Source organism: Ornithinicoccus hortensis (genome assembly GCF_006716185.1).
In the GTDB taxonomy this organism is placed as follows: Bacteria; Actinomycetota; Actinomycetes; order Actinomycetales; family Dermatophilaceae; genus Ornithinicoccus; species Ornithinicoccus hortensis.
Genome location: NZ_VFOP01000001.1, coordinates 2,685,444 through 2,711,796, shown reverse-complemented (window position 1 = coordinate 2,711,796; position 26,353 = coordinate 2,685,444). Strand labels below are relative to the sequence as shown.

Annotated in this window: 22 protein-coding genes and 1 riboswitch; of the genes, 10 read left to right on the top strand and 12 right to left on the bottom strand. The window is 72.1% G+C overall.

What is annotated here, in order from left to right:
* Position 1: 1 nt before the first annotated feature.
* Both FB467_RS12700 and FB467_RS12695 read left to right on the top strand, forming a co-directional pair.
* Positions 2–1,117, top strand: a complete 1,116-nt coding sequence (locus FB467_RS12700; protein ID WP_141785422.1) for a glycosyltransferase family protein — start codon at positions 2–4, stop codon at positions 1,115–1,117.
* The gene (locus FB467_RS12695; protein WP_194288347.1) at positions 1,114–1,779 is read left to right on the top strand and encodes a hypothetical protein; all 666 of its coding nucleotides are present in this window, start codon (positions 1,114–1,116) and stop codon (positions 1,777–1,779) included. Before FB467_RS12700 ends, FB467_RS12695 begins: the two co-directional genes overlap by 4 nt.
* On the opposite strand, the gene FB467_RS12690 is transcribed toward FB467_RS12695, so the two are convergent.
* The 4 genes from FB467_RS12690 to FB467_RS12675 form a co-directional block, all read right to left on the bottom strand.
* A complete protein-coding gene (locus FB467_RS12690) occupies positions 1,716–3,719 on the bottom strand; it encodes a VWA domain-containing protein (protein WP_141785421.1) in 2,004 nt (667 codons plus the stop codon). The genes FB467_RS12695 and FB467_RS12690 overlap by 64 nt on opposite strands.
* On the bottom strand, positions 3,719–5,122 hold the full coding sequence (locus FB467_RS12685) for a magnesium chelatase ATPase subunit I (RefSeq protein ID WP_141785420.1): 1,404 nt from the start codon (positions 5,120–5,122) through the stop codon (positions 3,719–3,721). The genes FB467_RS12690 and FB467_RS12685 overlap by 1 nt, the downstream gene beginning before the upstream one ends.
* 32 nt (positions 5,123–5,154) lie before the next feature.
* Positions 5,155–5,442 carry a WhiB family transcriptional regulator gene (locus FB467_RS12680; protein WP_342354718.1) on the bottom strand — a complete coding sequence of 96 codons (288 nt, stop codon included), beginning with the start codon at positions 5,440–5,442 and terminating at the stop codon, positions 5,155–5,157.
* A gap of 414 nt (positions 5,443–5,856) precedes the next feature.
* Entirely contained in the window at positions 5,857–7,194 is a 1,338-nt protein-coding gene (locus tag FB467_RS12675; RefSeq protein ID WP_141785419.1) for a M20 family metallopeptidase, read from the bottom strand.
* Between the two features lie 134 nt (positions 7,195–7,328).
* Between FB467_RS12675 and FB467_RS12670 the strand changes: the two genes are divergently transcribed.
* From FB467_RS12670 to FB467_RS12660, 3 genes are read left to right on the top strand one after another with little or no spacing between them, the layout of a single operon-like run.
* Positions 7,329–8,453 (top strand): glycosyltransferase family 4 protein, encoded by a 1,125-nt coding sequence (locus tag FB467_RS12670; RefSeq protein WP_141785418.1) that lies wholly within the window; start codon positions 7,329–7,331, stop codon positions 8,451–8,453.
* A 46-nt stretch (positions 8,454–8,499) separates the two neighbouring features.
* Entirely contained in the window at positions 8,500–9,813 is a 1,314-nt protein-coding gene (locus FB467_RS12665) for a nucleotide sugar dehydrogenase (protein WP_141785417.1), read from the top strand.
* Positions 9,810–11,816 carry a DUF6541 family protein gene (locus tag FB467_RS12660; protein WP_141785416.1) on the top strand — a complete coding sequence of 669 codons (2,007 nt, stop codon included), beginning with the start codon at positions 9,810–9,812 and terminating at the stop codon, positions 11,814–11,816. The genes FB467_RS12665 and FB467_RS12660 overlap by 4 nt, the downstream gene beginning before the upstream one ends.
* Before the next feature lie 4 nt (positions 11,817–11,820).
* Here the strand turns inward: FB467_RS12660 and FB467_RS12655 are convergent, their stop codons facing one another.
* Positions 11,821–12,003 carry a hypothetical protein gene (locus FB467_RS12655; RefSeq protein ID WP_141785415.1) on the bottom strand — a complete coding sequence of 61 codons (183 nt, stop codon included), beginning with the start codon at positions 12,001–12,003 and terminating at the stop codon, positions 11,821–11,823.
* Positions 12,004–12,068: 65 nt separating this feature from the next.
* Here FB467_RS12655 and FB467_RS12650 point away from each other — a divergent pair, with 65 nt between their 5' ends.
* Complete coding sequence (locus FB467_RS12650; protein WP_141785414.1) at positions 12,069–12,947, top strand: DUF2268 domain-containing putative Zn-dependent protease; 879 nt, start codon at positions 12,069–12,071, stop codon at positions 12,945–12,947.
* 39 nt (positions 12,948–12,986) lie between these two features.
* Here FB467_RS12650 and FB467_RS12645 read toward each other — a convergent pair whose 3' ends face one another.
* From FB467_RS12645 to FB467_RS12620, 6 genes are all read right to left on the bottom strand, one after another.
* On the bottom strand, positions 12,987–14,018 hold the full coding sequence (locus FB467_RS12645) for a ribonucleotide-diphosphate reductase subunit beta (RefSeq protein ID WP_141785413.1): 1,032 nt from the start codon (positions 14,016–14,018) through the stop codon (positions 12,987–12,989).
* Positions 14,019–14,052: 34 nt separating this feature from the next.
* Complete coding sequence (locus tag FB467_RS12640) at positions 14,053–16,656, bottom strand: ribonucleoside-diphosphate reductase subunit alpha (RefSeq protein ID WP_141785412.1); 2,604 nt, start codon at positions 16,654–16,656, stop codon at positions 14,053–14,055.
* A 136-nt stretch (positions 16,657–16,792) separates the two neighbouring features.
* Positions 16,793–17,012: riboswitch (cobalamin riboswitch) on the bottom strand.
* Positions 17,013–17,243: 231 nt separating this feature from the next.
* Positions 17,244–18,020 carry a glycerophosphodiester phosphodiesterase family protein gene (locus FB467_RS12635; protein WP_228393348.1) on the bottom strand — a complete coding sequence of 259 codons (777 nt, stop codon included), beginning with the start codon at positions 18,018–18,020 and terminating at the stop codon, positions 17,244–17,246.
* 155 nt (positions 18,021–18,175) lie between these two features.
* Positions 18,176–19,705: a helix-turn-helix domain-containing protein gene (locus FB467_RS12630; RefSeq protein WP_141785411.1), complete on the bottom strand. Its 1,530-nt coding sequence runs from the start codon at positions 19,703–19,705 to the stop codon at positions 18,176–18,178.
* 34 nt (positions 19,706–19,739) lie between these two features.
* The gene (locus tag FB467_RS12625) at positions 19,740–21,020 is read right to left on the bottom strand and encodes a ribonuclease D (protein ID WP_141785410.1); all 1,281 of its coding nucleotides are present in this window, start codon (positions 21,018–21,020) and stop codon (positions 19,740–19,742) included.
* Positions 21,017–21,640 carry a DUF3000 domain-containing protein gene (locus tag FB467_RS12620; protein ID WP_141785409.1) on the bottom strand — a complete coding sequence of 208 codons (624 nt, stop codon included), beginning with the start codon at positions 21,638–21,640 and terminating at the stop codon, positions 21,017–21,019. Before FB467_RS12620 ends, FB467_RS12625 begins: the two co-directional genes overlap by 4 nt.
* A gap of 8 nt (positions 21,641–21,648) precedes the next feature.
* Here FB467_RS12620 and hemE point away from each other — a divergent pair, with 8 nt between their 5' ends.
* Positions 21,649–22,785, top strand: coding sequence for a uroporphyrinogen decarboxylase (gene hemE / locus FB467_RS12615; RefSeq protein WP_141785408.1), 1,137 nt, complete (start codon positions 21,649–21,651; stop codon positions 22,783–22,785).
* 22 nt (positions 22,786–22,807) lie between these two features.
* On the opposite strand, the gene yczE is transcribed toward hemE, so the two are convergent.
* Positions 22,808–23,464, bottom strand: coding sequence for a membrane protein YczE (gene yczE, locus FB467_RS12610; protein WP_141786650.1), 657 nt, complete (start codon positions 23,462–23,464; stop codon positions 22,808–22,810).
* Positions 23,465–23,610: 146 nt separating this feature from the next.
* Between yczE and FB467_RS12605 the strand changes: the two genes are divergently transcribed.
* The 3 genes from FB467_RS12605 to hemQ are packed head-to-tail and all read left to right on the top strand — an operon-like array spanning position 23,611 to position 26,353.
* Positions 23,611–24,177, top strand: a complete 567-nt coding sequence (locus FB467_RS12605; RefSeq protein WP_141785407.1) for a YceI family protein — start codon at positions 23,611–23,613, stop codon at positions 24,175–24,177.
* A gap of 4 nt (positions 24,178–24,181) precedes the next feature.
* Positions 24,182–25,603 carry a protoporphyrinogen oxidase gene (gene hemG, locus FB467_RS12600; protein ID WP_211350605.1) on the top strand — a complete coding sequence of 474 codons (1,422 nt, stop codon included), beginning with the start codon at positions 24,182–24,184 and terminating at the stop codon, positions 25,601–25,603.
* 42 nt (positions 25,604–25,645) lie between these two features.
* Complete coding sequence (gene hemQ / locus FB467_RS12595) at positions 25,646–26,353, top strand: hydrogen peroxide-dependent heme synthase (RefSeq protein WP_141785406.1); 708 nt, start codon at positions 25,646–25,648, stop codon at positions 26,351–26,353.

Sequence of the window (26,353 nt, the reverse complement as noted above, 5' to 3'; positions counted from 1 at the left end):
GGTGCCCACCATGGTCTTCCACGCCCCGTACCCGCTCGGCGAGCGCGCCGGATCCGGCTCGGGTGTCCGGCCGGTGAAGATGCACCAGGCCTTCCACGACCTGGGCTACGACGTCATCGGGATCACCGGCTACGGGGCGCAGCGCCGCCGGGCCGTGCGGGAACTCGCCGGGCAGCTCAAGGACGGGCTGCGGGTGGACTTCGCCTACGGCGAGAACTCCACGATGCCGACGGTGCTCACCGAGTCCCACCACCTGCCCACCCACCCCCTGGTCGACCTGCGCCTGCTGCACCTGTGCCGGCGGCACGGCATACCGACGGGGATGTTCTACCGCGACGTCTACTGGCGGTTCCCGGAGTACCTGGAGCGGGTCAACCGGGTCGTCGCCCTGGGCACCCGGACGCTCTACCACGCCGAGTTGGTCGCGTTCCGGGCGCTGGACCGGGTCTACCTGCCGTCGCTGCAGATCGCGGACTACGTGCCGCACCTGCGGCCCGGGCAGGCGGCCGCGCTGCCGCCCGGCGGGGCGGTCGTCGACGCGCCGTCCACCTCCACCGAGTTGACCGTCCTCTACGTGGGCAACCTCAGTTCCTACTACCGGATGCAGCCCATGGTCCGTGCCGTGGCGCAGACCCCGGGGGTGCGGATGCTGCTGTGCACGCCGCCCGAGGCGTGGGAGGCGGTGCGCGGGGAGTACGAGCAGCTGCTCGGCGACCGGGTGGAGGTGGTGCACCGGCGCGGCGAGGGGTTGCGGGGGCTGTTCGAGCGCTCCGACGTGTGCTCGTTGGTGGTGGAGCCCTCGGAGTACCGCGACTTCGCCTCGCCGGTGAAGCTGTACGAGTACCTCGGCTATGGCAAGCCGGTGCTGGCCAGCGCCGGGACGCTGGCCGCGGAGACGGTCGCCGGGGCGGGGCTCGGCTGGTCCGTCCCGTATGACGAGGAGCAGGTCCGCGCGCTGCTCACCCGGCTGCGGGACGACCGGGGCGAGGTCGCCGCCACCACCGAGCGGGTGCTGGCGGCCCGGCACGAGCACACCTGGGAGGCCCGGGCCCGGCAGGTGGCTGCCGACCTGGGCTCCCTCGACCGGCGCGGGACCGTGGAGGCGGTGCAGCGATGACGCGGGCGGAGCGCGAGGCCTGGACCTACGTGGTGACCGACATCGAGGCCGACGGGCCGTGGCCGGGGCCGAACTCGATGCTGTCCTTCGCGTCCGTGGCGATCTCCCTGGACGGCACCGAGCGCGGTAGCTTCGAGGCCGTCCTCGAGCCGCTGCCCGGTGCCAGCCCGAGCCCCAAGACCCTGGAGTGGTTCCAGCACTTCCCCGAGGCGTGGGAGGCAGCGACGGCCGACCCCGAGCCGGTGCCGTCGGTGCTGGCCAGGTACGCGGCGTGGGTGCGGTCGCTGCCGCACCCGCGGATGTTTGCCGCGGCGCCGCTGGCCTTCGACGCGGCCTGGGTGGACTACTACCTGCGGCGGTTCACCCGCTACGGCATCACCCAGGGACCCTACGAGGACGACCCGCTCTTCGATGGCCCCGGGCTGTGCATCCGCAGCTACGCCGCCGGGGTCACCGGCACCTCGATCACCGAGATGCACACCCATCACATTCCTCCCGAGTGGTTCGGGGACGTGGCGCACACGCACCGGGCCATCGATGACGCACGGGGCTACGCCAACCTGTTGCTGGAGATGTCGCGGCGGGCAGATTCGCGCGCTCAGAAGCCCTCGAGGTCGTCCAGCCCGAAGCCGCGCGCGGACCACCCGCGCGAGCCCAGGTAGCTGCCGACGACGGCGGCGCCCAGGTCGTCCAGCTCGGGAGCCACGACCGTGCCGTCGACCCGTCGGGCCAGTTGGTCGATGAACCGGGCCAGACCGGGATCCTCGCCCAGGCGGAAGAAGGTGGTCTGCGCGCCCAGCCGGCGGGAGGTGTCCAGCTCGCGCACCGTGTGGGCGAGCGTCACCGGGTGCGGTGGGTAGTCGAAGAAGACCTCGCCCCCGGCCTCCAGGTGGGCGGTCGGCTCCCCGTCGGTGACGATCAACAGCACCGGCTGCGCCTGCGGGACCTGCCGGAAGTGCCGGTTGGCCAGCAGCAGCGCGTGGTGCAGGTTCGTCCCCTTGGCCCACACCGGCTCCAGCCCGGTGAGTGACTCGATCCCGGTGCGCTCGGCATACCGACCGAAGGTGATCAGCTCGAGCCGGTCACCGCGGAACCGGCTGTGCAGGAGGGTGTGCAGCGCGAGGGCGGTCTGTTTCATCGGCACCCACCGGCCGTCCATCGCCATCGAGAACGAGGTGTCCACCAGCAGCGCGACCGCGGCCTGGGTCCGCGCCTCGGTCTCGACCACCTCCACGTCGCGGATGTCCAGGGCCACGCCGCGGCGGGCGTCCCGCCCCTCGCCGACGGTCCGCAGGACGGCGTTGCCGACCGTCCGGGTGACGTCCCACGGCTCGGTGTCGCCGAAGGTCCACTCGCGGGTCGCGCCGCTGGGCTCGCCCGCCATACCGGGATGCCGTGTGTCGCGTGCCCCCTGACGTCCCGACAGGCGGGTGGCCACGTCGCGCAGCAGGCTGCGGCCCAGCTGGCGCATGGCGCGGGGGGACAGCGTGAGCCGCCCGTCGCTGCTGCGGCGCAGGTAGCCCGAGTCGGACAGCGCCCGTTCCAGCTCGGCCAGCGTCCGGGCGTCCGCGGCCGCCTCATCGCCCAACTGGCGGGCGAGGGCGTCCACGTCGACGTCGCCCATCCGCGCCCCGGCATACTCCTGGGACAGCTGCTCGGAGAGCGCGTCGAGCTCGGCGAGGTCCTGCATCACGCCGGTCGCCTCGCCCAGGCCCATACCCTGGTCGCCGTCGAAGGACTCCGACCCGCCCCAGTCCATGCCCGGCCGCAACAGCTGCAGGTTGTCCTCCAGGCGGCCCAGCGCCCGGGATAGCTCCGGTGAGCCGAACGCCTGCTGCGAGAGCTCCAGCAGCTCGGCGCGCTGCTCCGGGGTCATCGAGTTGAGCATCCGCTGGGCGGCGGCCGACCGCGCAGCCAGGGCGTTGACCAGCTCCTCGACGGTGCGGGGCTGCTCCGGGAAGAACTCGCCGTGCTTGTCCATGAAGTCGGCGAACTGCTGGTCGGTGTCGTCCCCGAGCCGGTGCGCCTCGATCAGGTCGTTGAGGTCGGAGAGCATCTCCTGGACGCGCTGGCGGTCCTCCTCGGTGGCGCCCTGGAGCGCCTGCTTCATCCCGGCGAACCGCTGGTCGAGCAGCTCCTGACCCAGCAGCTCGCGGATCTGTTGGTAGGTCTCGCGGGCCTCGGCGCTCCGCCACGGGTAGTGGGCCAGCTCGGTGACCGCCGCGGAGGTGGACGCCGGTAGGTTCTCGATCTGCAGCTCGGCGAACCGGGCGTCCTCGTCCAGGTCCCGGGCCAGCTGCTGGCGTTCGCTCAGGACTGCCCGGTCGAGCAGCTCGCGGACCTGGCGCAGCGTGCCGTCCAGGCTGTGCCGCTGGAGCAGTTCCCGGCGCCGCGCGGCCACCTGGGCGGCGAGGGAGTCCAGCCCGGTCTGCTGGCGCCCGCCGCGGCGCAGGAACTCGCGCATCGCCCGCTCCGGGTCGTAGCCGGCCATCACGTCGTGGCCGATCGCCTCGAGGGCCTCGGCCAGGTCGACCGGTGGGGCGAGCGGATCCGGGCCGCCGGCATACCGCCCGTAGCGTGCTGCGAACCCGCGGCCGTCCATCAGCCGTAGACCGTCTCCCCGCCGGCCGACTCCTTGGCGACGCGGCGGGCCAGGTAGAGCCCCTCGAGGGCCAGCTCGATGGCCGCGGCCCGGTGCCCCTTGGTCGTGGCCCCCGCGCGGTCGGCGAGCGTGTCGTAGAGCTCGGACTCCCCGAGCACCGGGAGCTCGTCGAGGAACTCGGGGCCGGTGACCGCCTCGCCGGTCGCGATGCTCAACCCCTCCTCGAAGGCCTGGACGAGCAGGCCGAGGTCGACCCCGGCGAACAGGTGCCGGGCGGTCTCCGCGGTCGCGGTGCGCAGCAGGTGGGTGAGGATCTCGATCTCCCGGCCCTCCTCGCCGGTCTCGAACTCCACCTTCCCGGCGAGCACCTCCAGGGTGGCCTGCAGGTCGACGACGCGGGCCACGGGGTCGTCCTCGCCCCGGAGCGCCCCGCGGCGGAGGGCCGCCGCGGCCAGGGTCTCGGCGCCGGCGATGGCGAACCGGGCCGAGACGCCGGACCGTTGGTCCACGGCAGGGGAGCCGCGCAGCGCCCGGGTGAAGCGCGCGAGGACCTCGATCAGGTGGTCGGGGACGTCCGCGGTCAGGTGCGACTCCTGCCGGATGACGGCGACCTCGTCCTCGATCTCCACCGGGTAGTGGGTGCGGATCTGGGCGCCGAACCGGTCCTGCAGCGGGGTGATGATCCGGCCCCGGTTGGTGTAGTCCTCGGGGTTCGCGCTGGCCAGCACGAGCACGTCCAGCGGGAGCCGGAGCAGGTAGCCGCGCACCTGCACGTCGCGTTCCTCCATCACGTTGAGCATCGCGACCTGGATCCGCTCGGCCAGGTCGGGCAGCTCGTTGATCGCCACGATGCCGCGGTGCGATCGCGGGATGAGCCCGAAGTGGATCGTCTCCGGGTCGCCCAGGTGGCGGCCCTCGGCGACCTTCATCGGGTCCACGTCGCCGATCAGGTCGGCGACCGAGCTGTCCGGGGTGGCGAGTTTCTCGGCATACCGCTCGGTGCGGTGCCGCCAGGCCACGGGGAGCTCCTCGCCCAGCTCGGCGGCCCGGCGGCGGGACTCCGGGGTGATCGGGTCGTAGGGGTGCTCGCCCAGCTCGGCGCCCTCGATCACGGGGGTCCACTCGTCGAGCAGTCCGGCGACGGTGCGCAACAGGCGGGTCTTGCCCTGGCCGCGCTCGCCCAGCAGCACGATGTCGTGCCCGGCGAGCAGGGCGCGCTCGAGTTGGGGGAGCACCGTGTCGGCGAAGCCGTGCAGGCCCGGCCAGGGGTCGGTCCCCGTCCGGAGGGCGGCGAGTAGGTTCTCCCGCAGCTCGTCGCGCACGGTGCGCTGGACGTGTCCGTAGGCGCGGAGCTCGCGGACCGTGCGAGCCGCGGGCGGGGAGGTCGGTGCGGTGCTGGTCACCCTCTCAACCTACGCCTCGCGAGGGCGGCCGATCAGGCGGCTTCGGGGTTCTTGCGGGGACGTCCCCGGCCGCGCTTGAACGGCACGATCCGGCCGCGCTCGATCAATTGGCCGCCCCACACGCCCCAGGGCTCGGCCGTCTCGATCGCGGTCTGCAGGCACAGTTCCTGCAGCGGGCACCCGGTGCACAGGGCCTTGGCCCGTTCGACGTCCTGCGGCGTCTGCCCGAAGAACAGGTCCGGCTCGATCCGGCAGGCCAGGTCACGGGCCCCCCTGGCGGCATACGCGAGTGCGTTGGTGTCCGGGTTGGTGATCGACACGTGCGGTTCCCCTTCCGACTGTCTTCAGCCTGCGTCCCTAAGGCAGTCCCGCACATCGGGAGAATGTCTTAGATCCGGCCTCGCCCCCGCGCCTTTCGGAGGGGGTCGACCCGACTTCGGCAGGGTGCGGCCTCGGCCCCTCGCCCCTAGCCCGGAGCCCCCGACCGGACGCGTGAGCGGGCGGGCTTTGACCCCGACCGGACGCCCCGTCGGGAGTTGGGGACGGGCGCTCAGGCGGGTGGATCGCCAGGTCACGCGTTCGGTGCCGGCTGGGAGCGCCAGACGGGACGTCCGGTGCAGGGGAAACGCCGCCAGGTCGCGCGTCCGGTGCAGGTGGGGAGGCTCATTGCCGTCCTCCCTCCGGACGATCGGGTCGGTCAGCAGGTCGAGGACCTGGCCATCATCGGCGGATGCTCAGTCGAAGTAGGTCGGGACGTCCAGTGCCCCGCCTTGGTCGGCGAACTCCTGGGTGACGGCGCGCTGCAGGTCGCTGTCGGTCAGGTAGTCCAGCGCCGTCAGGGCCAGGCCGATGGCACCGTCGAGTGCGCCGTCCTCGGCCTCACGGGTGGCGGCCGCGGCCGCGAAGTCACGGGTGTGCAGGGCCATCTCCGGGGGCGCGATCTTGATCAACGGGTGGATCCCCGGCACCCGGAAGCTGACGTTGCCGAAGTCGGTGGACGCAGCGATCGTCTCCGACACCACGCCCAGCGGCAGCGGGTCGCGGCCGCGGCGGCGCTGGGCCTCCACCCACCGGCCGGTCAGCGCGTTGTTGGTGCGGATCGGCAGGGACGGCGGGAAGGCGTCCCAGGACACCTCCACGCTGGTGCCGGTCATCAGCGCGGCACCGTGGGCGATGTCGTCCAGCCGGTCGCTCAGGTCCTTGAGGGTCTCGACGTACTTGGACCGGGCATAGAGCTGCACGACCGCCTTCTCGGTGATCACGCTGGGGCGGGTGCCTCCTTCGGTGATGACCGCGTGCACCCGGTCGGCCGGCGGCAGCTGCTGCCGGAGCAGGCCCACCGCCTGGTAGGCGAGGGTGGCGGCATCGAGGGCGTTGCGGCCCATGAAGGGCTGGGCGGAGGCGTGTGCGGCCCTGCCGGAGAACTCCCAGCGCAGCAGCCGCCGGCCGAGCCACACCTGGTCGGCCAGGTCGTACCCGTAGGGGTGGACCATGATCGCCGCGTCGATGTCGTCGAAGGCGCCCTCGCGGGCCAGGAGCTCCTTGCCGGTGTGCCCCTCCTCGGCAGGGGTGCCGAGCAGCACGACCCGTCCGGGGAAGGCGTCCGGGCGCTCCCGCAGGGTCGCCGCCAGGGCGAGGAAGGCCCCGACGCCGGTCGCGGCGATGACGTTGTGCCCGCACGCGTGCCCGACCTCGGGGAGCGCGTCGTACTCGGCGAGGATCGCGATGGTGGACCCGCTCGCGGGGTCACCGATCTCGGCCCGGAAGGCCGTGTCCAGCCCGTGCACCCCCAGCGTCGCCTCGATCCCGTGCCCGGCCAGCGCCTCGACCAGGGTCGCCGCACTCCGGTGCTCCTGGTAGGCGGTCTCGGGGTCCGCGTGCAGGGTCTGCACGATGTGGGTGAGGTCGTCGCGCAGCGACTCGGCGGAGGCCTCCACGGCGGCGGACACCTCCAGCGGTGCCCCGGCGAACGGCGAGGGCTCGGCCACGGCGGTCCGCAGCTTGGCCGCGGTCTCGGTCTCGAGCTGGTCGAGGTAGGCGGTGCTGGGGACCAGGGACGGCTCGCGACTCATGGGGCAGCACTCTAGGCAGCCGACCGGCGGCAGACCAGCGAGTCCGCGCCGTTCACGCTGTGTGTTTGCCCACACCCGGCCGTATGTGGTCCGGTGCGCTCCGGCGGGCGGGCGCCGGCGGGTAGGTTGCGACCATGCGAGTCCTGGCGGTGACCACCTGGTTCCCCACCCCGAACGGGTCCTCGACGGGTGCCTTCGTGGTCAAGGACGCCCTGGCGATCGCCGGTCTCGGGCACGACGTGGCGGTGGTGCACCTGTGCCCGCCGCACCAGTGGGTGCAGGAGTGGGCCCGGGACGGGTCCGAGCAGCACGAGGTGCAGGGCCTGCCGGTGACCAGGATCCCGATGGCGACCTCGGACCCCCGCCAGATCGCCGCCGCGGGTCGGCTGCTGAGGGCGATGGGCCGCGGCGCTGACGTGGTCCACACGATGGCCTTCTCCACCCTGCTCCCACTCGCCTGGTGGCGACCGGACGCCCCCTGGGTGCACACCGAGCACTGGTCCGGGCTAACCGCCCCGCAGACGCTGCCCGCGAGCTGGCGCCGTGCCCTGCCGGCGCTGCGCCTGCTGCACCGGCGGCCGGACGTGGTGACCGCCGTCTGCGACTACCTCGCGGAGCCGATCCGGGCGGTCCGGGGCGACGCACCGGTGAGCGTGGTCCCGTGCATCGTCCCGGTGCCCGACCCGGTGCCGCCGCGGTCGGCCGACCGGCGCCGGCTGCGGCTGGTCAGCGTCGGCGGCCTGATCGAGCGCAAGGACCCGGTGCTGGCCGTGGACGTCGTCGCCGAGCTCCTGGTGCGGGGGCACGATGCCCGGATCAGCTTCGTCGGCGAGGGGCCGCTGCGCCCGCGGATCGTGGAGCGGGCCCGGTTGCTCGACATCGCCGACCGGGTCCGGCTCACCGGGTCGCTGGACGGCGCCGGGGTGCTCGACGCGCTGACCCGGGCGCACCTGTTCCTCGGGCCGACCCGGGGGGACAACTTCTTCGTCTCCTGCGCCGAGGCGCTGGTGGCGGGCCGGCCGGTGGTCGTCGGCTCGACCGGGGGCCAGGGGGAGTACATCGACCCGGCCGTCGGCCAGACCGTCGACGAGCAGACGGCGGGGGCCTACGCCGATGCCGTCGAGGCGGTGCTGACCCGCACCGAGGGGCTCAGTGCGCAGGACATCTCGGACACCGTCGGGCCCCGCTTCTCGGTGGACGCCGTCGCGCGGGGCTACCAGGCGGCATACGAGCGCGCCGTTTCGGTGCGGACCAGCTAACCCGCATATCCTCGGACCACCGCACATCTCGGAGCACAGGAGTGTCATGAAGATCGCCGTTGTCGCGCTGGGCAAGATCGGGTTGCCGTTGGCGGTGCAGTTCGCCGACGCTGGCCACGAGGTCGTGGGGGTCGACGTGAACGCGCAGGTGGTGGACCTGGTCAACCGGGGCACCGAGCCGTTCCCGGGGGAGGCGCACCTGCAGGAGAAGCTGTCCGAGCTGGTCCCCGCCGGGCGGTTGTCGGCGACGACGGAGTATGCCGAGGCGATCCCGGGTGCGGACGCGGTGGTGCTCGTGGTGCCGCTGTTCGTGGACGAGGAGACCGGAGCGCCGGACTTCGGCTGGATGGACGAGGCCACGCAGAGCCTGGCGGCGCACCTGACCCCGGGGACGCTGGTGTCCTACGAGACCACGCTGCCGGTCGGGACCACCCGGGGGCGGTGGAAGCCGATGATCGAGGAGATCTCCGGCCTGACCGAGGGCTTCGCCGAAGGCTTCCACCTAGTGTTCTCCCCGGAGCGGGTACTCACCGGGCGGGTCTTCGCCGACCTGCGGGCCTACCCCAAGCTGGTCGGGGGCCTGACCGAGGCGGGCACGGCCGCCGCGGTGGAGTTCTACGAGTCGGTGCTGTCCTTCGACGAGCGCCAGGACCTGCCCCGCCCGAACGGGGTGTGGGACATGGGCAGCGCCGAGGCCGCCGAGATGGCCAAGCTGGCCGAGACGACCTACCGGGACGTCAACATCGGGCTGGCCAACCAGTTCGCGGTCTTCGCCGACAAGGCCGGCATCGACGTGCGCAAGGTGATCGAGGCGTGCAACTCCCAGCCGTTCTCGCACATCCACCAGCCGGGGATCGCGGTCGGCGGGCACTGCATCCCGGTCTACCCGCGGCTCTACCTGTCGACCGACCCGGACGCCTCCGTGGTCTCCACCGCCCGCGCGGCGAACGCCGCGATGCCCGAGTATGCCGTGGCCCGTGCCGAGGCGCTGCTGGGTGACCTGTCCGGGTTGCGGGTCGTGGTCCTGGGTGCGTCCTACCGCGGCAAGGTCAAGGAGACCGCCTTCTCCGGGGTGTTCCCCACGGTGACCGCGCTGGACTCCCGCGGCGCGACGGTGGCCGTGCACGACCCGATGTACACCGACGAGGAGCTGTCGGCATACGGCTGGACCCCCTACCACCTGGGCGAGCCGGTCGACGTCGCGATCGTCCAGGCCGACCACCCCGAGTACGCCACCCTGACCGCCGCCGACCTGCCCGGCCTTCGGCTGCTGCTGGACGGCCGCCGGATCACCGACCCGGACAACTTCACCGGCACCCCCCGACTCACCATCGGCGGGGGTGAACCGGTCACCTCATGACTTGGTGGGTGGTGCTGCCCGGCCTCGTCCTGATGGCCGCCCTGTGGGTCCTGCCGGGGTATGCCGTGCTGCGGGCCCTCGGGGTCCGCGGCCTGGTCGCCTGGGGCGCCGGACCGGCCCTGACCTCGGGCGCGGCGGGGATCCTGGCGATCGGGTACGACCTGATCGGGCTGCGGTGGACGGTGTGGACCTTCCTGGGCGGGTGCCTCGTCCTGGTCGGGATCGCGGCGCTGCTCGGCTGGCGGCTGGGCACCTGGAACGACCCGGCGGGCGAACGGATCGCCGGTGAGCACCGGATGTCGATGCGGGAGCGGCGCTGGCTCGCGCTGAGCTCGCTGGTCGGCGGGGGCATCCTGGCGGCGGCGATGATGACCGGCATCGGCCGGGCCGACATGCCGCTGCAGGCCTGGGACGGCGTCTACCACCTGAACGCGCTGTGGGTGATCCGTGAGTTCGGCAACGCCTCCAGCCTGGGTGGCCTGGCGCCGCTGTATGCCGACACGATCGCGCCGTACTACCCGACCGTCTGGCACAGCATCGTGGCCGTCGTGCCCGGCTTCGAGGGCGTGACCGAGGCCGCCAACGCCTCCTCCATCGTGATCGGCACGGTCATCTGGATGGGTGGCCTGGTGGCGCTGAGCCGGGTCGTCTGGCCCGGCCGGCCGCTGCCGGTGATCTTCACCCCGCTGCTCGCCGCCACCTACGTCGCCTTCCCTGCGATCGCCGTCTCGATGCTGGGGGTGTGGCCGTTCGCGGTCAGCGTGGCGTGCCTGCCGGGCACCCTGGCGCTGCTGATCGTGGCGCTGCGGGGCGACCAGCCCTGGCGGCTGCACCTGGCCCACGGGCTGGGCTTCCTCGGGGCGCTGTCCGGTGTCGTGCTGGCCCACGGGTCGGGCCTGTTCTCGATCGCGCTGCTGGCGGCGCCGCTGCTCACCGTGCTGCTGGCCCGGCAGGGACGTCGCTTCTGGCGCCGGGGCCACAAGGTGCCGGTCGCCGTGGCGGCTGTCGTGATCGTGACCGGCGTGGTGGGCCTGACCCTCTTCCTGCTAGATTTCCCGCCCTTGCAGGCGATCGTGGGCTACCAGCGGGGCGGGTCGCCGAACTACTGGGGCGCCATCGGCTCGACCCTGATCGACCACCCGCTGATCTACGTCTACCCGTTCCAGTCGTTCAACATCGTGGTCACCGCGCTGGTCTTCGTCGGGGTGTGGATCACCATCCGCAACACCCACGCCCGTTGGCTGGTGGTGGCGCTGGTGGCGACCTGGCTGCTCACCCTGCTCGCCGCCGGGCCGCCGGAGAACCCACTGCGGGTGCTCGCCGGCTTCTGGTACACCCAGGCATCCCGGCTCAACCAGCTCCTGGTCATCCCGGCCGTGGTGCTGGCAGCCGGCGGCGCGTCGCTGGTGGCGCGCAAGGTGGCCGACCGGTTCTCGGTGGGGATCGTCCGGGGCGGGATCGCCCTGGCCGTCGTGGTAGTCGTGGCGACCTTCGGGCTGCGGTGGCCCAGCCAGACGACGGTGATGTCCTCGGTCTACTCCACCTGGCCGATCGCCTGGGGCACCATGATCGACTCCTACGACGAGCTGGCGATGATCGACCGGGCGGGGGAGACGCTGCCCGAGGACGCCGTGGTGCTGGGGGAGCCGATCAACGGCTCGCCCTACCTGCTGGCCCGCAGCGGGGTGGACGTGGTCTACCCGCAGCTGACCGGCATCGCCGACTCGCCCGAGCGGGTGCTGCTGCAGACCGACTTCGACCGGCCCGCCTCCGCCGACGGGCCCGCCACGGGGTGGTGGAAGGACCCGGCCGTCTGCGAGGCCGTCAACGCCCTCGGGGTGACCCACGTCTACACCGACGACCTCACCTTCGAGGAGGGCGGCAAGTGGGAGGAGACCACGCCCGGGCTGCGGGACGTCGACCCGCACCGGGAGGGCTTCGGCGAGCTGGTCGACGAGGGCGGTCAGGCCCAGATCTGGCGGTTCACCGGCTGCGACCGGTAGCCGCTCACCGGGTCCCAGCCGGCGGATTGCCCCGCAGCGCCCCCTCGACGAAGTACCTGACCTCCCCGTCCTCCACCTCGACCCCGATCACGAACTTGCCCGAGGCCGTCGCCCGCACGTCGACCACGGTGCCGCGTCCGCGCGGCGTGACGACCTCGGACCCGGGGGTGAAGACCTTCTCGCTCATGGGTCCAGGGTAGGCCGACAAAACACCTTGACCCTGACGCAGCGTCAATGCCTACCGTGGCCGGCATGACGATCACGGTGCTGGACACCTACCGGCAGACCCACGACATCCTCGGCGCACCCGCGGCCGACCGGCCCGAGCTGCTGCGCCGGATGGCCGAGCCCGCCGCGGGTCTGTACCGGTACTTCCCCGGTGAGCCGGACCTCGTGGCGATGCACCGGATGACCGGCGGGTTCCCGCTGGACCGGGACGAGGGACGGTGCCTGGAGGCGCTGGCCGCGATGCACGGGGCGGACGTCTGGGACAGGGTCGGCCGGGCCCTCGAGGGCGGCCTCGGGGCCCTGCAGGAGGCCGTGCCGGGCTTCGCGATCCCCGACATCACGGCATACATCCTGCTGGGCGACCCGGCGAACCGTTACTTCATGAACCACGCGCTCGGGATGACCGGCAACGGCAGCGTCACCGGCTACCTCGCGCTCACCTTCTGGCCGTTCGAAGAGGTGCTGGCCAGGGTGGAGGCGACGGCGGTGCACGAGCTGCACCACAACGTGCGGTTCGCTCCCGGCGGCGCCGACTGGGACCCGGCCACGGTGACCGTTGGCGACCACGTCGTCTCCGAGGGGCTGGCCGACGCCTTCGCCCGCCAGCTGTACGGCGACGAGCTCGGCCATACCCGCATTGGGGTGCCGCACCTGGCCGACGACGAGGTCTTCGCCAAGGTGGTCACGGGCCTGGGCGTCACCGGGATGGAGAACTTCGGGGCGTGGGTGCTCGGGGACGAGGCCGCCACCGCGTTCGGCGGGACCCCGGTGGGGTTGCCGACCGGCGCCGGGTATGCCGTGGGGAACCGCCTCGTCGACCGCTACCTGGCGGTGACCGGCCGGACGGCCGCCCAGGCGGTCCACGACCCGGCCCGGGAGATCATCGAGACCGCCCTGGCCTGAGTGAATCGTCGGGGCGGCCGGCCCGTCCGGTCCGTCCGGTCAGTGGGCGCGGGCGTTCACCTCGTAGGAGGTGTTCGTCGACTCGAAGAAGTTCACCAGCTCCAGGGTGTCGTTGGCCGCGGCCATCCACTTGGCCGGGTTGGCCACCCGGTAGTGCGGCTCGAAGCCGAGCTCCTCCAGGCGCCGGTCGGCCAGGTACTTCACGTACTGGTTGATGTAGTCGGCGTTCAGCCCCAGGATCCCGCCCGGCAGCAGGTCGCGGTTGTACTGCTCCTCCATCGCGACCCCGTCGAGCACCATCTGCCGGATCTCCTCGGCGAACTCCTCGGTGGCGATCTCCGGGTTCTCCTCGAGCACGGTCAGGATCAGGTTGATCCCGAACTTCAGGTGCAGGCTCTCGTCGCGCACGATCCAGTCGATCAGGCTGCCGAAGTTGCGCAGCAGGTTCCGCTGCCGGAAGCTCAGCGCCACCATGAAGCCGGAGTAGAACCAGATGCCCTCCAGGATCACGTTGTAGGCCACCAGGTTCCGCACGAAGTCCTGCTTGCCCTCCACCGTGCTGATGTCCAGGGTCTGCTCGGTCATCCGACGGATGTAGCGGACCTCGAACTCCTCCTTGGCCGCCATCGAGGGGACCGTCACGTGCGACTCGTAGGCCTGCTCCCGGTCCACCGGGAAAGTCTCCAGGACGTACTCGAAGGCCATGCAGTGGTTGGCCTCCTCCCACATCTGCTTGGCCAGGTAGAGGTGGCACTCGGCCGCGTTGACGTAGGGGTAGACGCCGAACGCGAGCGCCTTGTTGACCAGCAGCTCGTTGGGGTTGAAGTAGCTCATCAGGAAGGTCAGGGCGTGCCGCTCGTCGTCGGTCATCCGCTCGAAGTCGCCCAGGTCCTCCCCGAGCTGGACCTCGTTGGGGAACCAGGTGTTGGCGACCGCCTGGTTGTAGAGATCGTAGGCCCACGGGTAGGTGACCGGCTTCAGGAGCAGGCCCTCCTGGATCCCGGTGCCGAGGATGCCGCGGGGCGATCCGGTGCCGGTCTGAGCGGTGGTGGGAGTGGTGTCAATGCTCATGTCAGGTCCTTTCGGGTATGCCGGGGCGTGGGGCTCACTGGCAGGAGTCGCACTGGAGGCGCTCCTGCGGGTCGATCGGGCAGGCCTGTCCGTCGATCAGCTCGAGCTGGGTCGTGTCGGGGTCCGGGGTCAGGTCCGGTTCCGGGGCCGGAGCGGTGGCGGGGACGGTCGGGGCCGGAGCCACGGCACCGAACCCGCGCGCGGCAGGAGCCGTCCCGGAAGCGCCCGCCCGGGCGACGCCGCCGAACCCGCGACGCGGCGCGCCGTTACCGCCCGCCTCCTCGGCCTTGTTGACCCGCACGGTGGACTGCTCGGCCTGGTGGCGCGGCATCATGTGCAGGTAGTAGGTCGTCTTGACCCCCATCCGCCAGGCGGCGGAGTAGAGCTCGACCATGTCGCCGAGGTCGCGGCTGGCCAGGTAGATGTTGCGGCTGATCGCCTGGTCGATCCACTTCTGGGCGCGGGCCGCGACGTGCAGGAAGGCGTAGGGGGAGAGCTGGAAGGAGGTCCGGTAGATCTCCTGGAGGTCGGCGGGCACGCCCTCGACCTTGGACAGGTCGCCCTGGTGGCGCAGCAGCTCCTCGCGCACCTGCTCCCACAGCCCCGCGTCCTGCAGGTCCTGGACCAGGTTGCGGTTGACCTCCAGGAACTTGCCCGAGCTGGTGGACCGGCTGAAGATCTGGCTGAACTGCGGGTCCAGCCCGGGGGTGGTGCCCGCCACGAGACCGATCGAGGCGGTCGGGGCGATCGCCATCAGGGTGGAGTTGCGGATGCCGCCGGCCACCTTGGCCCGCAGCGCGTCCCAGTCGAGCCGGGTGGTCCGGTCGACGTCGACGGGGGTGCCGCGGTCGGCCTCCAGCAGATCGAGGGAGTCGACCGGCACCAGGCCCTCGCTCCACCGGCTGCCGGCGAAGTTGGGGTAGGCACCCCGTTCGCGGGCCAGGTCCGAGCTGGCGTCGATCGCGTGCCAGGAGACGAACTCCATGATCTGGTCCATCAGCTCGTAGGCCTGCTCGGACTCGTAGGAGAAGCCGAAGCGCTCCACGATGTCGGTGAAGCCCATCACGCCGAGACCGAGCGCCCGGTTGAGCTCGTTGGACCGCTCCGACTCCGGCACCGAGCTGATCGTGATGTCGATCAGGTTGTCCAGCTGGCGCACCGCCAGCCGGGTGGACTCGGCGAGCCGGTCCCAGTCGACCCGGGCCTGCCCCCGCCGGCCGGTGACGTGCCGGGACAGGTTGACCGAGGCCAGGTTGCAGACTGCGGTGTTGTCCCGGTCCTGCGGCAGGCAGATCTCGGTGCACAGGTTGGACAGGTGGATCGTCCCGGTGTTCTGGTTCAGCGCCCGGGTGTTGATGGTGTCCTTCCAGGTCAGCCACGGGTGGCTGGTGGTCTGCAGGGAGATCAGGATGGCCCGGAACTGCTCGCGGGCCCGCATCCGGCGGTGCCGCAACTCCCCGGCCCTCGCCCGGGTGACGTACTCGGCATACAGCCTGCTGAACTCGGCCCCGGTGGCCTCGACCAGATCGGGGGTCTCGAGCGGGTCGAAGAGGTACCACTCGTCGTCCCGCTCGACCCGCTTCATGAACTCGTCGGAGATCCAGACGGCGGTGTTGGCGGTGCGGGTGCGGCGGTAGGGGTCGCCGGAGTTCTGCCGCAGGTCGAGGAACTGGGCGAAGTCGAGGTGCCAGTTCTCCATGTAGAAGCACAGCGCCCCGAACTTCTTGCCACCACGGCTCACCGCGCGCAGCGTGGAGTCGATGGTGTGCATGAACGGGATCGGGCCGGTCGAGGAGGTGTTGTTGGACCGGATCGGGCTGCCCTCGGAGCGGAGCTTGGAGACGGACAGGCCGATGCCGCCGGTGCCCTTGGTGAGCCACATGACGTCGCGCACGCTCTTGGCGATGTGCTCGATGTCGTCCTCCATCTGCATCACGAAGCAGTTGGACAGCTGGCTGTAGGAGGTGCCGGCGTTGACCAGGGTGGACCCGGCGGCCAGGTACTCGAGGCGGGACATCTTGTCGTAGAAGCTGATCGCGGCGCTCGTGGCGTCGTCCTCGGTGAGCGAGAGCCCCATGGCAACCCGCATCCAGAAGAACTGTGGCACCTCCAGCGGCGAGCCGTCGGCGCCGTCCAGGAGGTAGCGCACCCGCATGGTCTGCACGCCGATGAACCGGAGCAGGTCGTCCCGGGAGGGGTCGAGGGCCTCGGCCAGCCGCTCCAGGTCGAAGACCTCGGTCAGGCGGGTGTCCAGTTGCCCGGACCGGACGCCGGCCTCGATGTAGCCGGGGAACGCCGCGCGGTGCAGCTTGGCGATGGTGCTGGGGTCGACGTCGCCGAACAGGTCGTGGGTCTCCCCGAAGACCTGCTTGTAGAGCGACTTGACCAGCAGCCGGGCCGCGATCGTGTCGTAGGCCGGGTCGTCCTTGACGTTCTGCAACGCCACCTGGATGACGGCCTGGTCCAGCTCCTCGCTGGTGATGCCGTCGAACAGCGTGATCTCCAGCTCGGACTGCAGCTGGGTGGTGCGGGTGATCGCGTCGTCCAGACCGCGGGCCGCCGCCTCGATGGACCGGGCGACCTCGTACCCGTCGTATGCCGTGCGCGTGCCGTCGCGCTTGATGACCGTGATGCTCATCGGTTCACCCCTCGTGAACTCGGATGCGAAAGCGAGCCCGTATGCCGGGGGAGGGGAGGGCGGGACGCCTGACCGCCCGCAGGTGGTCGCGTCGGGCCCTGACCGTCCCGCGCGGTCAACGGACCACCGCCGTCGTCGGGACGGCGGTGCACTGGCAGGTCTTCGGACTCACGGGCCAGACCTGTTGCCAGGTCGCCTACTGTTCGCCGCTTCCCGGACCTGGATGGTCCAGTGCTTCGTGGCGAAGGTCGTTCCCGTTCACCGCTGCGGGGCAGTCCCGGAATCTCACCGGGTTCCCTCTTGCGACGACCACCTCCCCGAAGGGAAGCGGCCGAACCAGCTGCGTTCGCCACTATATACACGAAATCACACCGATGTAACCCCCCACATCTTGTGTCCCCCTCCCGCCCCCCATTTCCCGACCGGACGCGTGAGATGGCGGCCTCCACACCCCACCAGACGTCTGACCTGTCGGCCATTCACCCCCACCGGACGTCTGACCTGGCGGTCTCGACCCCCGACCGGACGTCTGACCTGGCGGCCTCCACCCCCGACCGAGCGCGCGACCGGGCGGCCGGTCCCGCAGGTCAGGACCAGGTGCCGCGTTCCTGCAAGACCTGCTTGAGTAGATCGGCCCGGTCGCTGACGAGTCCGTCAACGCCCAGGTCCAGCAACCGGTGCATTTCGGCGTCGTCGTTCACCGTCCAGACGTGGACCTGGACGCCCACGGCGTGGGCCGCCTCCAGGGTCGCCGCGTTGACTACCTTGATGCGGCCGAAATCCTCGGGGACCTGGAGGCAATCCACGCCGCGCAACACCCGCGCCAGTGCGGCTTCGCGTCGTCGGGGGAGCCGGGCGGCGGCCAGGAACCGGGCCACCGTGCGCTGGCCGGCCGACGTGGCGACCGGTCGGCTGAGCCGGCGTAGGGCAGCCGCGCGCCGGTGGTCGGAGAAGGAGGTGACACAGACCCTGTCGTGGGCGTTCGTCCGCTCGATCGCCCGGACCAGCGGCACGATGGCGCCCGAGGTCTTGATGTCGATGTTGACCCGCAGCTCGGGCCACGTGTCGAGGATCTCCTCGAGCCGGGGGACGGGCTCGACACCCCCGATGCGGGCACCGCTCACCTCGGCCCACGGCATACCGGTGATCGAGCCGGTGCGGTCGGTGACCCGGTCCAGGCGGGTGTCGTGGAAGGCCACGAGCACACCGTCCTGGGTTGCGTGCACGTCGGTCTCGACGTAGTGGTATCCCAGGGCGACGGCTGCTGCGAAGGCCGACATCGAGTTCTCCAGCCCCTCCTGCGAGAAGCCACGGTGCGCCAGCGGAATCGGGCCGTCGTGCTCCAGGTATGGGGTGGCTGCCACGTCACTCAAACTACCCGAATCTCGGCCGTGGCTAGCGCTGCGGCGCCTCTGGCCGCCAGATCGCGCGTTCGGTGGCCGTTTAGAACCGCCCGCTCACGCGTCCGGTCGGGGTGGAACGCCGCCCGCTCACGCGTCCGGTCGGAAGGGAGGCTGGGTCAGATGTCGCGGAAGGTCTGGATGCTGGCGCCGAGGTTGTTCAGGCGGGTGGCCAGGTCCTCGTAGCCGCGGTTGATCACATAGACGTTGCGCAGGACCGATACGCCGGGGGCGGCGAGCATCGCGAGCAGGATCACGACGCCCGGACGCAGCGCAGGCGGACACATGATCTCGCCGGCACGCCACTTGGTCGGGCCCTCCACCATCACTCGGTGCGGGTCCATCAGGTGCACCTTGGCGCCCAGCGTGGTGAGCTCGGTGAGGTAGATGGCGCGGTTCTCGTAGACCCAGTCGTGGATCATGCTCGAGCCCTCGGCGCACGCGGCGATGATCGCGAAGAAGGGCAGGTTGTCGATGTTCAGCCCGGGGAAGGGCAGCGGGTGGATCTTGTCCAGCGGCGCCTTGAGGGGACCGGGGATGGTGCGCAGGTCGACCAGGCGGGTGAAACCGTTGGCGGAGGTGTACTCCTCGCTCAGCTCGTACTGCAGCCCCATCGTGTCGAGCACCGCGAGCTCGATCTCCATGAACTCGATCGGCACCCGCTTGATGGTGATCTCGCTGCCGGTGACGACGCCGGCGGCCAGCAGGCTCATCGCCTCGATCGGGTCCTCGGACGGGGAGTACTCCACGTCCATGTCGATCTCCTCCACGCCGGTGACCTTCAGCGTGGTGGTGCCGATGCCCTCGATCTGCACGCCCAGGGTGCGCAGGAAGACGCACAGGTCCTGGACCATGTAGTTGGAGGAGGCGTTACGGATGACCGTGGTGCCCGGGTGCAGCGCCGCGGCGAGCAGCACGTTCTCGGTGACCGTGTCGCCGCGCTCGGTGAGCACGATCGGCCGGGTCGGGCGGCGGGAGGCGTCGACCGTGGCGTGGTAGGAGCCGTGGGTGGCCGTGACGTCCACGCCGAACTGGCGCAGCGCGGTCATGTGCGGCTCGACGGTGCGGGTGCCGAGGTCGCACCCCCCGGCATACGGCAGCTCGAAGTTGTCGAACCGGTGCAGCAGCGGGCCGAGGAACATGATGATGGTCCGGGTGCGCCGGGCGGCCGCCTCGTCGATCGCGGCCAGGTCGATCTTGGCTGGCGGCACGATCTCCAGGTCGTTGCTCTCCCCGAGCCAGCGGATCTTGAAACCGAGGCTGGTCAGGACCTCGGTGATCCGGTTGACCTCCTCGATCCGCGCCAGGTTGCGCAGCGTGGTCCGGCCCTTGTTGAGCAACGAGGCGCACAGCAGCGCGACGGCGGCGTTCTTGGAGGTGCGCACGTCGATCTCGCCGGACAGTTTCACCCCACCGGTGATCCGCAGGTTCTGCGGGACGGCGCTGCCGACGGAGACGATCTCGGAGTCCAGGCTCTCGCCGATCCGGGCGAGCATCTCCAGGGAGAGGTTCTGCTTGCCCTGCTCGATCCGGGCGATGGCGCTCTGGCTGGTCCCCAGCAGGCCGGCGAGCTCGGCCTGGGTGAGTTCCTTGTGTCGCCGGGCGTCCCGGATGAGGTTGCCAATGCGCGACAGGTAGGTCTCGGTCATACCCACCATGGTAGATCACATATGAGATATTGCCTCACGCGTCGTCGGCGTGGTCGCCGATCGCGCGGTGCAGGATCGGCCCGACCAGCTGGATCTGCCAGGGCCGGGCCCCGTGCGCGCCGAGCACCGACCCGAGGTCGTCAAGGGTGAGCTCCCCGCCGTCGGACGGCTCCGGCGGCTCCCACAGGACCCGCCGGACGGTGTCGGGGGTCAGCAGGTTCTCCACCGGGATGGTGTGCTCCTCGGAGAGGTCCGCCAGGTCCTGCCGGGCCTGCGCCAACCGCGCCGCGGCGACCGGGTCGCGGTCGGCCCACGCGCGGGCCGGCGGCGGCGCGTCGGAGCGGCGGGACAGCTCGGGCAGGTCCTGGTCGGGCAGCGCGCTGGCCTCCCGGATGGCGGCGAGCCAGTCGCCCTGGTAGCGGGTCAGCCCCTGGTGGGCGCGCCGCTGCCGGGACCGGGTGGACTCGGCGCTGCGCTCCCCGACCAGGGACGCGGCCGTCCGCGGGGCGCGCGTGGCCAGGTCGATCAGCGTGGCGTCGGGCAGCACCCGGCCGGGGGAGACGTCGCGCTCCCGCGCGATCTCCTCCCGCGCCTGCCAGAGCTCGCGCACCAGGGCCGCTCCGCGGCGATTCCGTATGCGGTGCATGCCGGACGTGCGCCGCCACGGGTCGGGTCGGTCGGCGGTGCCCTCGAAGTGGGTGAGCGCCTCGAACTCCTGGGCGGCCCAGTCGGCCTTCCCCTGGGACTCCAGGTCCGCCGCGAGCGCGTCCCGCAGCTCGACCAGGAGTTCCACGTCGAGGGCCGCGTAGCGCAGCCACGGCTCGGGCAGCGGCCGGGTCGACCAGTCCACCGCGGAGTGTTCCTTGGCCAGGCTCACCTGGAGGTAGTGCTCGAGGGCCGCGGCTAGCCCGACCTTGGGCAGGCCGGCCAGCCGCGCACCCAGCTCGGTGTCGAACAACCGGGTGGGCCGCATCCCCAGCTCGGCCAGGCACGGGATGTCCTGGGTGGCGGCGTGCAGCACCCACTCGGTCCCCGAGAGCAGGTCCCCGAGCTCCGCGAGCTCCTCGAAGGGGACGGGGTCGATGAGCCAGGTGCCCGAACCCCGGCGGCGCAGCTGCACCAGGTAGGCGTGCTGGCCGTAGCGGTAGCCGGAGGCGCGCTCGGCGTCGACGGCCACCGGCCCTGTGCCGTCGGCGATCGCGTCGAGGGCCTCCTGCAGGTGGCCGTCGTCGGTCACCAGGTCGGGCAACCCCTCGCGGGGCTCGGTCAGGTGTTCGATCGGCGGGCCCTCGGGCTGCGCCGTGTCCTCGGTCACCGCCGGGACCCCGGCAGCGGGACGACCCCGTCTGGCAGGGGCGGCAGCCCGGCGATGGTGCAGAGCAGGTCGCCCCAGGCCTGCAGGTGCTGGTCGATCGTGTCGTCGTCCACCGGGGTCCAGGACGCGCGGATCTCCATCTCGACGGTCTGGTCGCGGTCGGACAGCGCCCCGAAGCTCTCGGAGATGACGCAGGTCACCGCGCCGGCCTCGGCGGCGAAGGCCAGCCCCCGCGACTCCAGGGCCTCGGTCAGCCAGGACCACCCCACGTGGCCCATCATCGGGTCGCCGCCGACCTCGGGCTCCATGGTGGCCTTGGCGTAGGTCACCACGCGCCAGACGCCCTCCCAGGGCTCGGGAGCGCCCGGGTCGTGGAGCAGGACGAAGCGTCCGGTCGCGGTGGGCTCCTCGTCCTCGCCCCGGGTCGGGAAGACCTCGCCGGACAGCGCGAGCGCCGCCGGCGCGAGACGGGTCGGTGCCGGGACCTCCTCGACGAGGAGCTCCGGACGGAGCGCGGCCGCACGGATCGCCTCCACGGCGCGCTCGAAAGCAGCCGGGTCCACTCCGGTCCCGGCTGGCGCCGTGCGGTCACGGCCGACGTCGATGCGGCTCACCACCATGACAGGTTATGCCGGTTGACCTCGGCACGCCCGGAGGCCACGCCGCGGCCGCATGCGAGGATCGGACCGTGACCCTCCCTGCCGCCTCCCACGACCCGAGTCCGACCTCGTCCCCGAGCCCGTCCGAGAGCATCCTGGTCCGCGCCGCCCGGGGCGAGCAGGTGCCGCACACCCCCGTCTGGTTCATGCGCCAGGCCGGCCGCTCGCTGCCGGAGTACCGCGCCCTGCGCGAGGGCGTGCCGATGCTGCAGGCCTGCCGCACCCCGGACCTGGTCACCGAGATCACCGTCCAGCCGGTGCGCCGGCACGGGGTGGACGCCGCCATCTTCTTCAGCGACATCGTGGTCCCGCTGCACGCCGTGGGCGTTGACCTCGACATCGTGCCGGGCACCGGGCCGGTGGTGGCGCAGCCGTTCCGGACCCGGGCCGACCTGGATCGCCTGCCCGAGCTGACTCCGGAGACGGTGCCGGACATCACCCAAGCCGTCCGCCAGACCGTCTCCGAGCTCGGCGCGACACCGCTGATCGGCTTCGCGGGGGCGCCGTTCACGCTCGCCTCCTACCTGGTCGAGGGCGGGCCGTCCAAGACCCACCAGCACACCAAGGCCCTCATGTACGGCGACCCGGAGCTGTGGAACGACCTGTGCGCCCGTCTCGCCCAGATCTCCGGCGCCTTCCTCCGGGTGCAGGCGGAGGCCGGGGCGTCCGCCGTGCAGCTCTTCGACTCCTGGGTCGGGGCGCTGCCGCGGGCGGACTACCTGCGCTTCGTCGAGCCGCACAGCCGCGCCGTGCTCGAGGGCGTCGCGGACCTGGGCGTCCCGCGGATCCACTTCGGGGTGGTGACCGGTGAGCTGCTGCCGGACATGGCCGCGGCCGGCGCGGACGTGATCGGGGTCGACTACCGGGTGTCCCTCACCGACGCGGTGGCCCGGACGGGCGGCCGGTATGCCGTGCAGGGCAACCTCGATCCCGCGCTGGTGTTCGCCCCGTGGGAGGCGCTGGAGGCCAAGGTCAGGGACGTCGTGGAGCAGGGGCGCCAGGCGCCGGGCCACATCTTCAACCTGGGCCACGGCGTGCTGCCGGACACCGACCCGACCGTGTTGACCCGCGTCGTCGAGCTGGTGCACGAGGTCTCGGCCCGCTGACCCCGCGCCCGCGAGCGAGGCCTCAGATGGCGACCTGGGGAGGCTGGTCCTCCGGGGTCCCGGGGCCCTCGGGCAGCCGGATCACCAGGTGCGGCAGGAAGAACTGGGTGAGCGGACCGATGCTGATCGCGAACAGCACCGTGCCGACCCCGACGACGCCGCCCAGCAACCAGCCCAGCAGCACCACGACGACCTCGATGCCGGTCCGGATGGTGCGCAGGCTCAGCGGGATCACCCGGGGCAGCCCGGTCATCAGCCCGTCGCGGGGGCCGGGGCCCAGCTGCGCCCCGATGTAGAGCCCGGTGGCGACGGCGTTGAGCACGATGCCCCCAGCCATCAGGCCGACCTGGGCCGGGAGGCGGGTCAGCTCGGGCAGCAGCGCGAGCGACAGGTCGGCCGCGACGCCGACCCACAGGGCGTTGGCGACCGTCCCGAGGCCGGGCATCTCCCGCAGTGGGATCCACAGCAGCAGGACCACCACGGACAGCAGGATCACGATGACCCCGAAGCTCAGTGGCAGGTGCCGGGCCAGCCCGAAGTGCAGGACGTCCCACGGGATCATCCCGAGGCCGGCCCGGATGAGCATCGCCATGGAGAGCCCAAACAGGGTCAGCCCGACGAAGAGCTGGACCAGGCGCCGCGGCAGGCGGCCCGCCCGCAGCTGTTGCGCCGGCGTCATCCGGCGCAGACCCAGCGCCTCGGTGTGATCCTGATGCTCTTCCGCCACCGGCACATCGTGCCCCCTGCCGCCCGGGGACCGGCCCCCGGGGGGCGGCACGACATACACTCCGGCTACACGTCCGTCCAGCGAGAGGCCGCACCACGATGAGTCACGCCGCAGCACAGCACCACGACATCGCGGGGGACTGGACCATCGACCCGGACCACAGCCGGTTCGGGTTCTCCGCCCGGCACGCGATGGTCACCACCGTGCGGGGAGCGTTCAACCAGGTGCAGGGCCGCTTCTCGGTGGGCGCGACCCCGACCGACACGAGCGTGCGGATCACCCTGGCCACGGCCGCGGTGGACACACGCAACGCCCAGCGCGACGAGCACCTGCGCAGCGCCGACTTCTTCGACGTCGAGCGGTGGCCCGAGATCGTCTTCGTGGGCACCTCCGTCGAGGAGGTCGAGCAGAACGCCTACCTGGTCACCGGCCGGCTGACCATCCGGGACGTCACCCGGGAGGTGACCATGCCGATCGAGCTGATCGGGGTGCAGCGCGACGCCTACGGCAACCTGCGGGCCGGCTTCGAGGGCAGCCGCCGGCTGAACCGGCGCGACTTCGGCCTGGAGTGGAACGTCGCGCTGGACGCCGGCGGGGTCCTGGTGTCCGAGCGGATCAACGTCGAGTACGAACTGTCGGCGATCAAGTCCGACACCGCCTCCTGATCCGGTGTCCGGCGCCAGCCACCTGATCGTCGGGGCGGGGATCTCCGGCCTCGCCGCCGCCTGGGAGCTGACCCGGCACGTCCCGCCGTCCTCGATCACGGTGCTGGAGGGTACGGACCGGGTCGGGGGCAAGCTGCGGGCCGGGACCGTCGCGGGGGTCACCCTCGACGTGGGTGCCGAGTCCGTGCTGGCGCGTCGGCCCGAGGCGGTCGACCTCATGCACGAGGTCGGACTGACCGAGCACGTCGTGCACCCCGCCACCCGCGGCTCCGCCATCTGGAGCCGCGGCGCCCTGCACCCGATGCCGCCGCGCACCCTCATGGGGGTGCCCGCGGACCCGGACGCGCTGCTCGGTCTCCTCACCGGGCCAGAGGTCGACCGGGTGCGGCGGGAGGAGCCGGCCGCCCCGGGCACCGAGCCGGACCTCAGCATCGGCTCGCTCGTGGCGCAGCGCCTGGGGGAGGCCGTCACCGACCGGCTCCTCGAGCCGCTGCTCGGCGGTGTGTATGCCGGGCACGCCCGGTCGATCTCCGCCGCGGCTACGATGCCGGTCCTCTGGGAGGCCTACCGGTCAGGCGAACGGTTGCTCGACGTCGCCGCGCGGGCGCTCCCGGCCCCGGACACCACGGCCACCCCCGCACCGGTCTTCGCCGGGCTCCGCGGCGGGCTGCACCGGCTGCCCGCCGCGCTGGCGGCCGCACTGTCCGAGCGGGGGGTCACGATCCGGACCGGCTGCACCGTCCGCGAGCTCCACCGCGACCCGGACGGGGCCGGGTGGGAGCTGGTCACGGGCCCGGTGCCCGCCCCCACGGCATACCGGGCGAACCGGGTGCTCCTCGCGCTCCCGCCGGCTCCCACGGCCCGGCTGCTCCGCGACCACTGCCCTGGCGCGGCCCACCTCGTCGGGGGGATCGAGACCGCCTCGATGGCCGTCGTCGCCCTCGCCTTCCGCGCCGCGGAGCTGCCCCCGCTCACCGGCACCGGGCTTCTGGTGCCGCCGGTGGAGCGGCGCGCGGTCAAGGCGGCCACGTTCAGCGCGAACAAGTGGGCCTGGGTCGCCGAGGCCGGGGTCGGCGCCGGGCCCGCGGGGGAGGACCTCGTGGTCCTGCGCACCTCGCTCGGCCGCCACCGGGAGGAACGGGCGCTGCAACGGTCGGACGCCGACCTGGTCACGGCCTCCCTGGCGGACCTGGCCGACTTCCTGGGCGGGCCGGTCCCGGCACCGGTCGACGCCCTCGTCCAACGGTGGGGCGGGGGACTGCCGCAGTATGCCGTGGGCCACCTGGACCGGGTGGCCGCCGTCCGCGCGGAGACCGCCCCGGTCCGCGGGCTCGAGGTGACCGGGGCGGCCTACGACGGGGTCGGGATCCCGGCCTGCATCCGCGCCGCCCGCGCGGCCGCCCGGCGGCTGGTCGACCGACCCTGACCCGGCTGTCCGAGCCGGAAGCGCTCATCGGACAATGGGGCCATGACCGAGCAGCCTGAGCCCGCCCCCCTCGACACCGAGCGGATCAACAGCGAGATCCGTTACGCGATGTACTCGGTGTTCCGCACCGTCTCCCCGCTGGGCGAGGACCGGGCCGACCTGGCCGCCGAGGTCTCCGCCCTGCTGGACGGACTCGCCGGGGAGGGGGTCGTGGTCCGGGGCGTGTACGACGTGTCCGGTCTGCGGGCCGACGCCGACTTCATGGTGTGGTGGCACGCCGACAACGTGGAGGCCCTCCAGTCCGCCTACCAGCGGTTGCGGCGCACCCGCCTGGGGGCGTTCCTGGAGCCGGTCTGGAGCAACGTCGGGCTGCACCGGCCAGCGGAGTTCAACCGGGGGCACGTGCCGGCCTTCCTGAGCGGGGAGGAGCCCGGCTCCTACGTCTGCGTCTACCCCTTCGTCCGGTCCTACGACTGGTACGTGCTGGAGGAGGACGACCGGCGCGCCATGCTGCGCGAGCACGGCCTGGCCGCCCGGGACTACGGGGACGTCCGCGCCAACACCATCTCGGCCTTCGCGCTGGGCGACTACGAGTGGTTGCTGGCCTTCGAGGCCGAGGAGCTGCACCGGATCGTGGACCTGATGCGCGAGCTGCGGGCGGTTCGGGCCCGGCTGCACGTCCGGGAGGAGATCCCGTTCTTCACCGGCCCCCGGGTCGCGGTGGCCGACCTGGTCGAGCGCCTGCCCTGA

Coding starts and splice junctions, on each gene's coding strand:
- FB467_RS12655 (WP_141785415.1), bottom strand. CDS start 12,003: ATGAGCGAGAAGGTCTTCACCCCCGGGTCCGAGGTCGTCACGCCGCGC.
- FB467_RS12670 (WP_141785418.1), top strand. CDS start 7,329: ATGCGAGTCCTGGCGGTGACCACCTGGTTCCCCACCCCGAACGGGTCC.
- FB467_RS12630 (WP_141785411.1), bottom strand. CDS start 19,705: ATGACCGAGACCTACCTGTCGCGCATTGGCAACCTCATCCGGGACGCC.
- FB467_RS12640 (WP_141785412.1), bottom strand. CDS start 16,656: ATGAGCATCACGGTCATCAAGCGCGACGGCACGCGCACGGCATACGAC.
- FB467_RS12690 (WP_141785421.1), bottom strand. CDS start 3,719: ATGGACGGCCGCGGGTTCGCAGCACGCTACGGGCGGTATGCCGGCGGC.
- FB467_RS12605 (WP_141785407.1), top strand. CDS start 23,611: ATGAGTCACGCCGCAGCACAGCACCACGACATCGCGGGGGACTGGACC.
- FB467_RS12665 (WP_141785417.1), top strand. CDS start 8,500: ATGAAGATCGCCGTTGTCGCGCTGGGCAAGATCGGGTTGCCGTTGGCG.
- FB467_RS12675 (WP_141785419.1), bottom strand. CDS start 7,194: ATGAGTCGCGAGCCGTCCCTGGTCCCCAGCACCGCCTACCTCGACCAG.
- FB467_RS12695 (WP_194288347.1), top strand. CDS start 1,114: ATGACGCGGGCGGAGCGCGAGGCCTGGACCTACGTGGTGACCGACATC.
- FB467_RS12660 (WP_141785416.1), top strand. CDS start 9,810: ATGACTTGGTGGGTGGTGCTGCCCGGCCTCGTCCTGATGGCCGCCCTG.
- FB467_RS12650 (WP_141785414.1), top strand. CDS start 12,069: ATGACGATCACGGTGCTGGACACCTACCGGCAGACCCACGACATCCTC.
- FB467_RS12620 (WP_141785409.1), bottom strand. CDS start 21,640: ATGGTGGTGAGCCGCATCGACGTCGGCCGTGACCGCACGGCGCCAGCC.
- yczE (WP_141786650.1), bottom strand. CDS start 23,464: ATGACGCCGGCGCAACAGCTGCGGGCGGGCCGCCTGCCGCGGCGCCTG.
- hemQ (WP_141785406.1), top strand. CDS start 25,646: ATGACCGAGCAGCCTGAGCCCGCCCCCCTCGACACCGAGCGGATCAAC.
- FB467_RS12645 (WP_141785413.1), bottom strand. CDS start 14,018: ATGAGCATTGACACCACTCCCACCACCGCTCAGACCGGCACCGGATCG.
- hemE (WP_141785408.1), top strand. CDS start 21,649: ATGCCGGTTGACCTCGGCACGCCCGGAGGCCACGCCGCGGCCGCATGC.